Raw genomic sequence first — 14,273 nt, 5'->3', positions numbered from 1 at the left:
CTTGGCCCAGCGGAGCCTGGACGGCCAGGAAGCCATCGAGGAGCTGATCGCGCAGATGGCGCGCCTGCCGGGGCTCGGCCCTCGGTCGGCGCGGCGCGCCGTGCTGCATCTCGTCAAGAAGCGGGACGCGCGGCTGGTGCCGCTGGCCCGGCTTCTGACCGAGGTCGGGCAGTCGGTCCGGCCCTGCCTCAATTGCGGCAACGTCTCGACCCGGGACATCTGCGGCATCTGTGCCTCCGAGGCGCGGGCCAACGGCCAGATCTGCGTCGTCGAGGACGTCGCCGATCTCTGGGCGATGGAGCGGGCGCAGGTCTTCCAGGGCCGCTATCATGTGCTGGGCGGCACGCTCTCGCCGCTGGACGATGTCGGGCCCGAGGACCTGTCGATCCCGAAGCTGCGCGACCGCATCGCCGCCGAAGGCGTGACCGAGGTGATCCTCGCGCTCAACGCCACGGTCGACGGCCAGACCACCGCCCATTACGTCGCCCGCGAGATCGAGGGTACCGGCGCGCGGGCCGTCGGCCTCGCCCGCGGCATGCCCGTGGGCGGCGAGCTCGACTACATGGACGACGGCACGCTGCGCGCGGCCCTGGCACAGCGCCAGCCGATCTGAGGCGGCGGGCCATCGGGCGGCATCTCATGCGGTCGCCCAACGTGCAGCTCCCCGGTGCCGGGGTCCGGCGTTGCCGAAAGGTCACGCCTCATCTTCCACTCCCGGCCGGCTGGTCCGGTCTGTCATGATATCCGTTTCAGATGTGACTATTTCTCCGTTCGTCCAGATCGAAGGGGTTCCATGCGCGACGGTTGGATCATCGCCTGCCTGCTTGGCGCGGCCGCGGGCGCGACGGCGACCCTGTGGTGGCAGAAGCGCGCGGCGAAGACCCCCGCCGTTCTGCCGGACCTGGACGCCGCGGAGGAAGGCTGTCTTGCGCTGCTCGATCTCGACGACTTCCGCGCGCTGGTCGACGGTCACGACTACGACGTCAGCACGCGCCTGATCGACCGGATCGGGGACGCGCTGCACCGCGCCCTGCCGGCGAGGGCCGAGCTGGAGCAGGTCGACGAAGGGCGTTTCCTCCTGCGTTTGCCCGCCGCACAACTCGAGGCGGCGGCCGAGATCGTAGAGTCGCTCCGCCTCATCGGTGGCCGCGCCCTGATCGACAGCGCGACGGGGACGGCGATGCGGACGCTTTCCGCCGGGCTGGTCCAGGTGCCCGCAGGCGAATCGCGGACCCGTGCGATCCTTCGCTGCGGCGCTCAGGTGGCGCGGGCGAAGGATCTGGGCGGCGACCGGCTGGTGATCGGCGCCGCGCTGGGGAGCCGGTCTTCTCCGCCCTCGCGGGCGGAGGTCGCGGAAGGGCTGGCCTCCGGCGCGCTCAGGTATCACGTCCAGCCCATCGTCGAGCTGGCCACCGGGCGCATCGCCGGGCTGGAGGCGCTGCTGCGGTGGACGCGGGCGGATGGCGCACGGGTCGAGCCGGAGGCCTTCGTCGACATTCTCGAACGGATTCCCGGCCACCTCTCGGACCTGATGCCCGGGCTGCTGGAGAAGGTCGTGCAGCCGGTCGTGGCGCATCCCGACCTGTTCGTGACGGTGAACATCACCGGGGCGGTGCTGGACGGCCAAGGCTCCGGCTCCTGCCGATGGTTGCAGGACGTGCTGCAGCGCCTGCCGGCAGAGCGTCTGATGGTGGAGATCGTGGAGAGCGCCGTCATCGCCCGTCCGGACCGGGCCGAGGATCTGGTCCGACGCCTGCGGGCGCGGGGCGTGCGGGTCGCGCTGGACGATTTCGGGACCGGCCTGTCCAACCTCGACCGGCTGCGCAAGATGCCGGTGGACGTGCTGAAGCTGGATCGCGGCTTCGTCGCCGGGCTCGGCGGCGACGGGCGGGAGGAGACGATCCTGCGCCATCTCGTGCGGATGACGGACGAGCTGGGCATGTCGGTCTGCGCCGAGGGGATCGAGGACGAGGCGCAGCTTTGCGCCGTCACTGCCCTCGGCATCCGCTACGGTCAGGGCTATTACCTCGGCCGTCCCGCCCCGGTGGAGGACTGGGCCGACAGGCTGGGCGCGGTCTGACCCCTGTCCCCCGCCCTCAGCGCACCGGCAGGAGCAGCGCGTCGCGCAGCCCGCAGTCGCGGGCCGCGTCGGGGGCGCAGGCGCGCGGCTCCAGCGCGCGGGTCAGGCAGATGCGCACCTCCTGCACCCGCCGGTCGCGGCAGGTCACGGTCACGCCCTCGTCGGAGAGGCCCGGATTGGCCTCGAGAAAGGCGGCTTCGACGACCTCGGCGGGCAGGGTCACGGGGCGGCCGAGCGCGCGCAGCTCGGCGGGGCGCGTCACGCCGTCGAAGGCCAGCCGCGCGAGGCGGAAGTAGTCGCCCGCCGTCAGGCCCGAGCAGTGGCCGTGCTTCTTCCACTGATGCCAGGCGCTGCCCGCCGTGCCCATGATGTCGGCCATCGCCGCGGTCTGGGCGCGCGTCGCCTCCGGATGCGGCCCACGGCAGTAGCTGGGCCAGCCCGCCTCGTATTGCGGCCAGAGCCCGTGCAGCACGAAGCCGAAGCCCGTGCCGTCGGCGCATTGGGGCGAGCCGCGCGCGTCGCCCTCAAGCGCGCACCAGGACGGCGACCAGCTGAGCGCGAGGACGTAGTAGTCGAACTCGCCCGCCGGCTCTCCGTCGGCGAGGGCGGGCGCGGCCAGCAGGGCGAACAGGGCCAGCAGGCGTCTCATTTCACGGCTTCCCCTTGATGGCGCCCGTCACTATATGCAACGGAGAGTTCCCCCGAAAGCGCGAACCCGCGGCCCCGGCCGCAGCCCCTGATCCGGGCCGCGCGAGAGGCTTGCCCGCCTGGGACAGAGATAGGAGACCGAGGATGAACAAACCGATCATGGCCAAGGCCACCGCCGTCTGGCTGGTGGACAACACCACGCTGAGCTTCAAGCAGATCGGCGACTTCTGCTCGCTGCACGAGCTGGAGGTCCAGGGCATCGCCGACGGGGACGTGGCCGTCGGGGTCAAGGGCTTCGACCCGATCGCCAACAACCAGCTGACCGCCGAGGAGATCCGGGCCGCCGAGAAGGACCCGGGCCACAAGCTGAAGCTCAAGCACAACGCAGCTGCCATCGGCGAGGAGAAGCGCCGCGGCCCGCGCTACACCCCGCTGTCGAAGCGCCAGGACCGGCCGAACTCGATCCTCTGGCTGGTCAAGTTCCATCCCGAGCTGACCGACGCGCAGATCTCGAAGCTGATCGGCACGACCAAGCCGACGATCCAGTCGATCCGCGAGCGGACGCACTGGAACATCCAGCACATGGAGCCGATCGACCCCGTCGCCCTGGGCCTGTGCAAGCAGACCGAGCTCGACGCCGCCGTCCAGAAGGCCGCCGCGCAGAAGGCCCGGGACGGCGCCGCCATGTCCGACGAGGAGCGGCGCAAGCTGCTCTCGACCGAGCAGTCGCTGGGTGGCGGCGAGCCCGCCCTGCCCGCATCGATGGCCGGGCTGGAGACGTTCAGCCTGACCGGGTCGGACGACGAGGAGGAGAAGCGCGACAACCGCGACCCGCGCGACGCCGACAGCTTCTTCAACCTGCCCGAGGGCGGGGACGACGACGAGGACGAGGACGATCCCCGCCGCTGAGGCCGGGGACGCCGCGGGTCGACCCGCGGCGGGCCTCCGGTAAACCGGAGGCCCGGTCGTTCAGGCGTCGATGTCGGCGAATTGCGTCCCGGCGTCGGACGGCTTCTTCGGGTCCCGCTCCACCCCGAGCATCAGCACCACGTTCTTGGCCACATAGACCGAGGAATAGGTGCCGACGACGACGCCCCAGAGGATCGCGAAGACGAAGCCGCGGATGACGTCCCCGCCCAGCGCGATCAGCGCCACGAGCGCCAGGATCGTCGTGCCGGAGGTCATCAGGGTCCGCGACAGCGTCTCGTTGACCGAGCGGTTCATCACCTCGATCAGCGGCGTCTTCTTGAACTTGATGAGGTTCTCGCGCAGCCGGTCGAAGATCACGACCGTGTCGTTGATCGAATAGCCGATGATGGTCAGGATCGCCGCGATGGTCGCCAGGTCGAAGCGGATCTGCAGCAGCGAGAACACTCCGACCGTCAGCACCACGTCGTGGATCAGCGCCGCGATGGCGCCGACCGAGAACTGCCATTCGAAGCGCAGCCAGATGTAGAACAGGATCGCGGCGAGCGACGCGCCCACGGCGATCAGCGCCGTCATGATCAGCTCGCCCGAAACCTTGGGCCCGACCGATTCGACCGATGGGAAGGTCAGCGAGGGATCGACCTGCTGCAGCGCGGCCTCGACGGCGGCGATGGTCTCGGGCGTGACCGACTCCGCCCCCTCCTGCGCCTGGATGCGGATCTGCGCCACGTTCTCGTCGGGCCCGAAGGTCGGGTCGAAGACCTCGGTGATGGTCACGTCGCCCAGGGCCAGCGGGTCCAGCGCGGCGCGGTAGGCGCCGACATCGACGGCCTGGGTGCTTTCGGTCCGGATCGTGGTTCCGCCGAGGAAGTCGATGCCGAAGTTCAGCCCCATGACGGCCCAGATGATCAGCGAGGCCACCATCGCGATCACCGAGGCCCCGAAGGTCCAGTGCCGCCACTTCATGAAATCCCAGTGGGTCTCGTCGGGAACGAGTCGCAGGCGCATGGGTCAGACCTCGATTGTGCGGGGGCGGCGGCGTTCGAACCAGAACACGATCAGCAGGCGGGTGACGTAGATCGCCGTGAACACGCTGGTCAGGATGCCGATGCCCAGCGTCACCGCGAAGCCCCGGACCGGGCCGGAGCCCAGCGCGAAGAGGATCACCGCGATGATGAAGGTGGTGATGTTGGCGTCGACGATGGCCGAAAGCGCCTTCTCGTAGCCCAGCTCGATGGCGCGGGCGGGGCCCTTGGCGGTCTTGAGCTCCTCCCGGATGCGCTCGAACACCAGCACGTTGGCGTCGACCGCCATACCGATGGTCAGCACGATCCCGGCGATGCCCGGCAGGGTCAGCGTTCCGCCGATGAGGCTGAGCAGCCCGAAGATCAGCGCCACGTTGAGCGAGAGAGCGACGGTCGCGAAGAAACCGAAGATGCCGTAGCTCAGGATCATGAAGGCGATGACGGCGACCATCGCGACGACGGCCGCGACCTGGCCCGCGTCGATGCTGTCCTGCCCCAGCTCGGGGCCGATGGTGCGTTCCTCGAGGAAGGTCAGGTCGGCGGGCAGCGCGCCCGCGCGCAGCAGGATGGCGAGGCGGTTGGCCTCCTCGACGTTGAAGTTGCCGGTGATCTGGCCCGAGCCGCCGGTGATCGCGCTCTGGATCGTCGGGGCCGTGACCACTTCCTCGTCGAGGACGATGGCGAAGGGGGCGCCGATATTTTCGGAGGTGTAGACCCCGAAGGCGCGCGCGCCCGCCGGGTTGAAGCGGAAGGTGACGGCGGGCAGGCCGTTCTGGTCGAAGCCCGGCTGGCTGTCGACCAGTTCGTCGCCCGAGACGACCGGGGACCGCTCCAGCAGGTAGAAGACGCCTTCGTCCTCCATGTCGGGCAGCAGAAGCTCGTCGGCCGACGGCGTCGTCGACGGGTCGGCCCCGCGCGCGATGACCGGGTGGAAGGTCAGCTGCGCGGTCGTGCCGATCAGCTCCTTGAGTTCCTGGGCAGAGCCGATGCCGGGCACCTGGATCAGGATGCGGTCGGCACCCTGGCGCTGGATGGTCGGCTCTCGGGTGCCGGCCTCGTCGACGCGGCGGCGGATGATCTCGAGCGACTGCTGCATGGTGCGGTCGTCGGTCGCGGCGCGCTCGGCCTCCGACAGGGTCAGGGTCAGCACGTCGCCGCTGCCCGAGACGGCGATGTCGGTCTGGCCCACGCCGGTCATCGAGACGATGGGCGAGGCGAGCTCGCGCACGGCCTCGACGGCGGCCTGCATCCCTTCGGGCTGGGAGATGCGGACGCGCAGCTCGTCCGGCGGCGCCTCCTGCCGGCGGATCGTGCCGACGGTGTCGCGCAGCTCGCGCAGGATGTCGCGGACCTCGGGCCAGTAGCCGTCGATGCGCGAGGCATAGACGTCCTGAAGCTGCACCTCGGCCAGAAGATGCGCCCCGCCGCGCAGGTCGAGCCCGAGGTTCACCAGCCCCGAGGGCAGGAAATCCGGCCATTCGGCCAGCGCAGCCTCGATCTCCGGCGTCGGCACGGCCCCCCGCTCCAGCGCGGTGGCGGCGTCGTTGTGACGCTCGACCGGGCCGTAGAACAGGTTCGGCGCCGCCAGAGCCAGACCGATCACGCAGACCAGAAGGATCGACAGCCGCTTCCAGAGCGCGATCTGCAGCATGGGCTCAGCTCGCGGGTTCGGTCTTGGACAGGACCTGCGCGATGGTGCCGCGGACGACGCGGACCTTGACGCCCTCGGCGATCTCGACCTCCAGCTCGCCGTCGTCCTTCACCTTCGACACCTTGCCGATCAGCCCGCCCTGGGTGACGACCTGGTCGCCCCGGCGCAGCGCCTCGACCATCGCCTTGTGCTCCTTCACCTTCTTCTGCTGCGGGCGGATCAGCAGGAAGTACATGATCGCGAAGATCAGGATCAGGGGGATGAACTGGGCGAATGCGCTTCCGGCGCCGCCAGCGGCGGCCTGGGCGTAGGCGGGGGTTGCGAACATGGGCGGGGTCCTCGGCAGTGATCGGGGGCGGCCCCCGTCGAAATCGCGGCGAACCTACGGGGGCCACATGGGGCGTGCAAGGGCGGGTCACAAGCCCGGACCGGCCTCGGGCGGGCTGGCCCCCGGACATGGGCCGCGCTATGGGACCGCCACGCCACAGGAGGGCCCCGCGCCATGCACGACATCCGCACCATCCGCGACGATCCGGCCGGCTTCGACGCCGCCCTCGCCCGCCGGGGGCTTGCGCCGATGTCGTCCGACCTGCTGGCGCTCGACGAGGCGCGGCGCGGCAGCATCCAGGCCTCGGAGGCCGCGCTGCAGGAACGCAACGCCGCCTCGAAGGAGGTCGGGCGCGCCAAGGCCAGCGGGGACGAGGCCGAGTTCGAGCGGCTGCGCGCGCTGGTCGCCGAGAAGAAGGACGAGATCGCCCGGCTGGAGGAGGAGGCGCGCGAGACCGACGCCCGGCTGCGCGACGCCCTGCTGGGCATCCCCAACCTGCCCGACGCCGACGTGCCCGACGGCGCGGACGAGTCGGGCAATGTCGAGCTCCACCGCTGGGGCACCCCCCGCGCCTTCGACTTCACCCCGAAGGAGCATTACGAGATCGCGGGCGTCGTGCCGGGGATGGATTTTGAGACGGCGGCGAAGCTGTCGGGGTCGCGCTTCGTGATGCTGCGCGGCGCGGTGGCGCGCCTCCACCGGGCGCTGGCGCAGTTCATGCTGGACGTCCACACGACCGAGAACGGCCTCGTGGAGCACATGACTCCGGTCCTCGTGCGCGACGACGCGATGCTCGGCACCGACAAGCTGCCGAAGTTCGGCGACGACAGCTTCCTGACACGCGAGGGCTACTGGCTGATCCCGACCAGCGAGGTGACGCTGACCTATTCGGTCGCGGGCGAGATGCTGGAGGAGGCGGCGCTGCCGATCCGGATGACGGCGCATACGCTGTGCTTCCGGTCCGAGGCGGGCTCGGCCGGGCGGGACACGGCGGGGATGCTGCGACAGCACCAGTTCGAGAAGGTCGAGATGGTCTCGGTCACGCATCCCGACGAGTCGCGGGCGGAGCTCGACCGGATGACCGGACTCGCCCAGGACATCCTGGAGCGGCTGGGTCTGCCTTACCGGACGGTCGTGCTCTGCACCGGCGACATGGGCTTCGGCGCGCGGCGGACGCATGACATCGAGGTCTGGCTGCCCGGGCAGGACAGCTATCGCGAGATCTCCTCCTGCTCGACCACGGGCGACTTCCAGGCGCGGCGGATGAACGCGCGGTTCAAGCCCGCGGGCGGCGGCAGGCCCGAGTTCGTGCACACGCTGAACGGGTCGGGCCTCGCCGTGGGGCGCTGCCTGATCGCGGTGCTGGAGAACGGACAGCAGGCGGACGGATCGGTCGTGCTGCCTGAGGTGCTGGCGCCCTATCTGGGCGAGAAGACGGTGCTTTCGCCCGAGGGCGCGCTGGTCTGAGACAGCGGAGGGGGCTCTGCCCCCGCCCTTCGGGCCCCCCGGCATATTTCCGGAGCATCGAAGGAGAGGGCGGGCGTTAACCTTGATGGGGCTTTAACGCTCCCTGTGTCAGAGCACGCCGATCTCGGCCAGGGCGACCGAGAGCGCCGGGGGCAGCGGCGCCTCGTCCTGCCGTCCCTCGGCATCGGCGGGGGCGTCCTCGGCCGTCAGGTAGCGCCAGCCCTGGAAGGGGCGCTTCGGCGTCGCGACCACGGGGACCAAGTCCGGGTGCAGCACGATGCCGCAGCGAGGGATGCCGTCGGCGCGGCGCACCTCGTCCAGCCGGACGATCCGCTGGCGGCAGAGGATCGCGCCGCGGATCACCCAGTAGATCGAGCCGCCGGCGAGGATCTCTGCCTCGCGCCTGGGCCACATCCGGGTGACGTGGCGCGGGGCGCCGTCCGGGCCCTTGGCCCCGGCGCTCGCCTGCCAGCGGGCCAGGTCGGACATGCTGTCGCTGCCGACGCTCAGTTTGAGGAGATTGATCATGTGACACCCGGGGCTATACGTGCATATCTAGCTGCCGGAGCCCCGCGCGCAACCAGCCCTAGAGGATCGCGACCCGATGTCCGATTTCGCCGCCCCGATCGCCGAGCAGATCTGGGACATGAAATACCGCCTGAAGGCCGCCGACGGAACGCCGCTCGACGCGGACCTGCCGGCGACCTGGGACCGGATCGCCGCCGCGCTCGCCGCACCCGAGGAGGAGCCGGAGCTCTGGCGGCCCCGCTTCCGCGAGGCCCTGGAGGATTTCCGCTTCCTGCCCGCCGGCCGGATCGTCGCGGGGGCGGGGACGGACCGCTCCGTCACGCTGTTCAACTGCTTCGTCATGGGCACGGTCGAGGACAGCATGGCCGGCATCTTCGACGCCCTGAAGGAGGCGGCGCTGACGCTGCAGCAGGGCGGCGGGATCGGCTACGACTTCTCGACCATCCGGCCCGCGGGCGCTTCCGTCTCGGGGGTGGCCGCCGATGCGTCGGGGCCGCTCAGCTTCATGGATGTCTGGGACGCGATGTGCCGGACGATCATGTCGGCGGGCTCGCGCCGGGGCGCGATGATGGCGACGCTGCGCTGCGATCATCCCGACATCGAGGACTTCGTCGCCGCCAAGTCCGACCCCGCCCGGCTGCGCATGTTCAACCTTTCGGTCCTCGTCACCGACCCGTTCATGGAGGCGGTCGCCGCCGATGCCGACTGGGACCTGATCTTCGACGGCACGATCTACCGCTCGATCCGCGCGCGCGACCTGTGGGACGCGATCATCCGCGCGACCTACGACTATGCCGAGCCGGGGGTGATCTTCATCGACCGGATCAACGCGGCCAACAACCTCGCCTATGCCGAGACCATCGCCGCGACCAATCCCTGCGGCGAGCAGCCCCTGCCGCCCTACGGCGCCTGCCTCCTGGGCTCGATCAACCTTGCGCGGCTGGTCGAGGCGCCGTTCACGGAGGAGGCCGCGCTCGACGCCGAGGCGCTGGAGGAGCTGACCGGCACGGCGATCCGGATGATGGACAACGTCGTCGACGCCTCGCGCTTCCCCCTGCCCCAGCAGGCCGAGGAGGCGAAGGCCAAGCGCCGGATCGGGCTGGGTGTGACGGGCCTGGCCGACGCGCTGGCGATGTGCGGGCTGCGCTATGGTGCGCCCGAGGCGGTCGAGGCGACGCGGAACTGGCTGCGCACTATCGCCAACGCAGCCTATTTCACCTCGGCCCGGCTGGCCGCCGAGAAGGGGGCCTTCCCGCTCTACGACCGCGACGCGATCCTGGCCGCGCCGATGGTGCAGAAGCTCGACCCGGATGTGCGTGCCTCCATCGGCGAGTCGGGGCTGCGCAACGCGCTGCTGACCTCGATCGCGCCGACGGGGACGATCAGCCTGCTTGCGGGCAACGTGTCCTCGGGGATCGAGCCGATCTTCGCCACCGAATACACGCGCAAGGTGCTGCAGCCGGACGGGACGCGGACCGAGGAGGTGGTGCAGGACTTCGCCATCGCCGTCTGGCGCAAGCTCCATGGCGACGCCCCGCTGCCCGACAGCATCGTCTCGGTCGGCGACCTGGAGCCGGGCGACCATGTCGCGATGCAGGCGGCGGCGCAGGAATGGGTGGATTCCTCGATCTCCAAGACGATCAACGTGCCCGCCGACATTTCCTTCGAGGCGTTCAAGGACGTCTACACGCAGGCCTGGAGGACGGGCTGCAAGGGCTGCACGACCTACCGGCCGAACGACGTCACGGGGAGCGTGCTGAGCGCGGCGGCCACCGAGCCGGCGTCGCTGGCTAACAGGCTTGCGGGAATTATGAAGCAACGCGATTTGAAGCCTGCGACGCTTTCCAAGATGGCGGGTTTGAACAGACGGGCGGTGACGGACATTCTCGAAGGTCGGTCGAAAAGCCCGAAGTTGCAGACTGTGACGGCACTCGCAGCGGCGCTCGACGTCCCCATCTCCTCACTGGCCTCGGATGAAGTGCATCCTGCGACAAGCCAAGAGACTGCACCTGCAAGCGCGGGACCCGATAATCCTATCGTCCGCCTGTTCGAGCCGCTCGACCGCCCAGCCCAGCTGACCGGCGAGACCTACAAGATCAAGTGGCCGATGAGCGAGCACGCGCTCTACATCACCATCAACGACATCGAGCTCGACGGCCAGCGGCGGCCCTTCGAGATCTTCGTGAACTCCAAGAACATGGAGCATTTCGCCTGGACGGTCGCGCTGACGCGGATGATCTCGGCGGTGTTCCGGCGCGGGGGGGACGTGAGCTTCGTCGTCGAGGAGCTGAAGGCCGTGTTCGATCCGCGCGGCGGCGCCTGGATGCAGGGGAGATACGTGCCCTCGATCCTTGCCGCGATCGGCGGCGTGATTGAGCGGCACATGGTCGCCATCGGCTTCCTGTCGGGCGAGGGGCTGGGGCTGAAGATCGACCCGGCCACCCCGGCCGATCGTCCCGTGGCGGGCCCCTCCTGCCCCAATTGCGGATCCTTCGAGGTCCACATGGTCGAGGGCTGCGCCACCTGCGCGGCCTGCGGCTTCTCGAAATGCGGCTGACGGGCCCGAAAGGAATGTGAACGACCCATAAAAGTGCGCATCTGACGGTTTTCATGCGCAACCCCTGTCAAGTCTTTCATCTGTTTTGGTTATCGTCTTGGCTGGCTTTCATCGGGTCCGGACCCCGCCATCTGACGCCCAAGCGGACTTTCCATCGAGAGTTCGACGCGGCGTCCCTCGGCGGGAGTCCGCCTGCCATGTCCATGAATATCATTCCCTTCTTTGACCTGATCTGGCCCGCCTCGACAGGAGAGGTCGCCGATGTCGCACGCCGCCTTCAGAGGTACTTGGTAAATTTTCGCATGGACCAGCTGGAGGAGGAGGAGGAGCGACTGAGTCTGCGTCCTGAAATCACTGCGGCCGAGCGAGCACGTATCCGCCGTCGAGCAGAGCGCTACGTCGCCGCCAGGGATCGGCAGAAAATGCTCCCGAAGGACCTCAAGCACGACGATCGCAAGCGGCTCATAAGAGTGAAGGAGGGGGCACATGTCGTTGCCATCTCCTCGGAACATCGTGCGGACGAGATCGCGTCGGCCATCCACGAAGAGATGCCTTGGATGGACGTGGCGACCGAGCGAGTCTGGCGGGCCCTGCGCCGCTCCGTGCGCGAGGGTCACCGTGGCTTGCGTCTGCCGCCGCAGCTTCTCGTCGGCCCGGCCGGCGTGGGCAAGTCCCATTGGGCTCGTAGCCTGGGCAAGAAGCTTTGCCTGCCTACCACCGTCATGGACGCCATTGCAGAGAATGCGTCTTTCAGCGTTGCCGGGTGCCAACGCGGATGGACTCCCGCCAGCCCCGGTCGTCCCCTGGAGATGGTACTGGACACGCGCCTCGCGAACGGCCTCGTCGTGATCGACGAGGTCGAGAAGTCTGGCGCACCCACGTCCCGAAACGGTCTGACGTGGTCGCTCACGAACGCGCTTCTCGCCTTTCTTGAGCCGTCTACTGCACGAGCGTGGAGCTGCCCCTACTTCCGGGTGACATGCGACATGTCGTGGCTCGGCTGGGTGCTGACGGCGAACTCGACGATCGGCCTGCCGGGACCGCTCCCGAGCCGCGTCCCGCCCACCCGCACTCACGAGCTGTCGAACAAGCAGTTGATCGACTTCGCGCTACGTAGACTGGATGCAAGCGACCTTGATCACCTTCTCGGCGCGGTCATCATCGAAATCATCGAGAGCGCCGCTCCGCAGCGGCGACCGTCACTCCGGACGATCGTTCGCATGATCCATCGAGCAGAGGATCTCGCCCATCGCCCCGTGCTTCACTAGTCGGTTCTGAACATCACGCCGTCGCGGCCATTCCGGCGTTCTGCTCGTCCTTGCTGGTTTGGACCAACACCAAAAAAGAGCAGGAGGGGGGCCGTGATTGCGGGTGGGAGATGCCTGAAGTGGGCGAGGATAAGGGGGATGTTATGTCCTGCGCCGCAGATCACCGTGTGCAGCGCGTCACCGAGGGTGCGCTTGAGGGGCGAGCGCGACAGGCGACCGCCGGTCTTCATGCGACCGATGGTCAGTTCGATGGCGGAGTGCGCGCTTGCGGGCGCAGGTCAATGGCCGCGCGCAGCTACGGCAGGACCCAATATGAACGGGGTCGAACCCTATCCCGCCTCTGCTGACGCGTTCGCGCCGGCGATCGCAACCGCGCTCTGATTTATCGCACGCAGCCTTTCGAATAGGTCTTCGACCACAGCGGCCTCAAATAGGTCGTCAGGTCCATTCGGTGATGTGTCGGTGAAGGGAGACGTATAGAGCAGCCCCGGATCGATGACGCCGCTTTCCGCCAGATACTCGATCACCATGGCAATGAACTCGATCTGATCGGCACTTGCGCCGTCAGCAATGAAGGCAGCGAAGTACTCTTGGGAAGCACCCCGGTCGAGCCCGACCAGAGATCTCAGGAAGACACCGAACCCAACAACCTGCGCAGCTTCCATGGTCCTCGCCGCCCCGATGTCGGCATCAGATCCGACTCCAGCTGCCAGGAGCATGCGCTCAAGCTCAGAGATGTCGAGAGCGGTCAGAGCCTTTCCGCTGCGCAATCTCCGCAGCGTGACATGGTCTTCATGCTCGGCAAGAAATGCACGTGCCTTCTTCTTGGAGGCCGCAAAATCAGCTGTCGGGCTGAGCGCCACCGTAGTCGGCACGCCAAGTTCATCTAAGAAGTCCGTGTAGAGGACCGGCCGTGACACCTGGTCGATGAGATGCACCAGATCGCGCAGGCGAAGTCTGGCACGCTCCACGACCGGGACGGTCAACCCCGTCCACCAAACTTCGCTCATGAGGTCCTCAATCAACTCGGCGTGGCGGGCGATTGCGGGGATTTCCATCTTCGTGGACAGCGCCGTCGCGATCTCCGTCACCCTCCTCCGGCATGCTTCGAGCTTCGTCGACCGCCCGAAGAGGCTCAGCTGAACCTCGAACATCAGCAGATCGAAACGCTTCGCCTCCTCCCCGCCAAGATCCGTGCTGCTCGGAAGGCTGGCGAGATGGGCGAGTTCCTCCGCCGCATCGTCGGAAAGCTGCGACCACGGCGCGTCTTCCGCCTGCCAGGCATCGACGAGGCGGAGATGAGACCTGACGCTGAAGGACGACGTATCCAGCCCCGAAATGAAGGGCCTGACCTCGCCGACCATGCCAGTCCGGACCTCGGCAAGTTCTTCACGAGACACGGCTTCATTCTGCGCCACGGGCAGAATCGTCTGCGGCGGCGATCCTGTAGCGACAGCCTGATCGATGGCCTGGGTGAGCTTCAGCCTGGCCGCTATCAGCCGTTCCGTCAGGGACTTGGGCACGGGAGGGTCGGACAGCTCTGGATTCGCGCCGAAGAACTCAAGCTTCCCGCAGACATCGAAGATCCGGAATTCGGTCTTTCGCATCCCCGGGCCAAAAAGGTCGGGGCACAGGCGGGTTCCGCGCCCGACCATCTGCCAGAATTTCGTCTTGATCGGACGAGCTTGAAGAAGACGAGGTTGACCACCTCCGGCACGTCGACGCCCGTGTCGAGCATGTCGACCGAGATCGCGACGTGCGGCTCCTTCCGGGCGATCGAGAAGTTCTCGATCA

The 14,273-nt window shown here is 68.3% G+C and carries 12 protein-coding genes; 6 read left to right on the top strand and 6 right to left on the bottom strand.

Annotated features, from left to right (window positions below):
- Position 1 precedes the first annotated feature (1 nt).
- Both recR and DR046_RS12635 read left to right on the top strand, forming a co-directional pair.
- Positions 2-613, top strand: a complete 612-nt coding sequence (recR, locus tag DR046_RS12640) for a recombination mediator RecR (RefSeq protein ID WP_280652839.1) — start codon at positions 2-4, stop codon at positions 611-613.
- A gap of 180 nt (positions 614-793) precedes the next feature.
- Entirely contained in the window at positions 794-2,080 is a 1,287-nt protein-coding gene (locus DR046_RS12635; protein ID WP_115382754.1) for a bifunctional diguanylate cyclase/phosphodiesterase, read from the top strand.
- Between the two features lie 16 nt (positions 2,081-2,096).
- On the opposite strand, the gene DR046_RS12630 is transcribed toward DR046_RS12635, so the two are convergent.
- The gene (locus tag DR046_RS12630; RefSeq protein WP_115382753.1) at positions 2,097-2,729 is read right to left on the bottom strand and encodes a ribonuclease T2 family protein; all 633 of its coding nucleotides are present in this window, start codon (positions 2,727-2,729) and stop codon (positions 2,097-2,099) included.
- Between the two features lie 143 nt (positions 2,730-2,872).
- Between DR046_RS12630 and DR046_RS12625 the strand changes: the two genes are divergently transcribed.
- Entirely contained in the window at positions 2,873-3,637 is a 765-nt protein-coding gene (locus DR046_RS12625; protein WP_115382752.1) for a DUF1013 domain-containing protein, read from the top strand.
- Between the two features lie 60 nt (positions 3,638-3,697).
- Here DR046_RS12625 and secF read toward each other — a convergent pair whose 3' ends face one another.
- Genes secF through yajC form a run of 3 tightly spaced genes read right to left on the bottom strand, consistent with a single transcriptional unit; the run spans position 3,698 to position 6,659 of the window.
- Positions 3,698-4,663 (bottom strand): protein translocase subunit SecF, encoded by a 966-nt coding sequence (gene secF, locus DR046_RS12620; RefSeq protein ID WP_115382751.1) that lies wholly within the window; start codon positions 4,661-4,663, stop codon positions 3,698-3,700.
- Positions 4,664-4,666: 3 nt separating this feature from the next.
- Complete coding sequence (secD, locus tag DR046_RS12615) at positions 4,667-6,331, bottom strand: protein translocase subunit SecD (protein ID WP_115382750.1); 1,665 nt, start codon at positions 6,329-6,331, stop codon at positions 4,667-4,669.
- Between the two features lie 4 nt (positions 6,332-6,335).
- A complete protein-coding gene (yajC, locus tag DR046_RS12610; RefSeq protein WP_115382749.1) occupies positions 6,336-6,659 on the bottom strand; it encodes a preprotein translocase subunit YajC in 324 nt (107 codons plus the stop codon).
- 174 nt (positions 6,660-6,833) lie between these two features.
- Between yajC and serS the strand changes: the two genes are divergently transcribed.
- Positions 6,834-8,126, top strand: a complete 1,293-nt coding sequence (gene serS / locus DR046_RS12605; RefSeq protein WP_115382748.1) for a serine--tRNA ligase — start codon at positions 6,834-6,836, stop codon at positions 8,124-8,126.
- A 108-nt stretch (positions 8,127-8,234) separates the two neighbouring features.
- On the opposite strand, the gene DR046_RS12600 is transcribed toward serS, so the two are convergent.
- Positions 8,235-8,654 (bottom strand): DUF1489 family protein, encoded by a 420-nt coding sequence (locus DR046_RS12600; protein WP_115382747.1) that lies wholly within the window; start codon positions 8,652-8,654, stop codon positions 8,235-8,237.
- A 76-nt stretch (positions 8,655-8,730) separates the two neighbouring features.
- Here DR046_RS12600 and DR046_RS12595 point away from each other — a divergent pair, with 76 nt between their 5' ends.
- Both DR046_RS12595 and DR046_RS12590 read left to right on the top strand, forming a co-directional pair.
- On the top strand, positions 8,731-11,211 hold the full coding sequence (locus tag DR046_RS12595; protein ID WP_115382746.1) for an adenosylcobalamin-dependent ribonucleoside-diphosphate reductase: 2,481 nt from the start codon (positions 8,731-8,733) through the stop codon (positions 11,209-11,211).
- 197 nt (positions 11,212-11,408) lie between these two features.
- The gene (locus DR046_RS12590) at positions 11,409-12,479 is read left to right on the top strand and encodes an AAA family ATPase (protein ID WP_115382745.1); all 1,071 of its coding nucleotides are present in this window, start codon (positions 11,409-11,411) and stop codon (positions 12,477-12,479) included.
- A 329-nt stretch (positions 12,480-12,808) separates the two neighbouring features.
- Here DR046_RS12590 and DR046_RS12580 read toward each other — a convergent pair whose 3' ends face one another.
- The gene (locus DR046_RS12580; RefSeq protein WP_167767100.1) at positions 12,809-14,086 is read right to left on the bottom strand and encodes a type I restriction-modification enzyme R subunit C-terminal domain-containing protein; all 1,278 of its coding nucleotides are present in this window, start codon (positions 14,084-14,086) and stop codon (positions 12,809-12,811) included.
- Between the last annotated feature and the right edge of the window lie 187 nt (positions 14,087-14,273).

The organism is Jannaschia formosa (assembly GCF_003340555.1).
Taxonomy (GTDB): Bacteria; Pseudomonadota; Alphaproteobacteria; order Rhodobacterales; family Rhodobacteraceae; genus Jannaschia; species Jannaschia formosa.
Note: the sequence above shows the minus strand (reverse complement) of the source record. Positions and strands in the feature narration are given on the sequence as shown.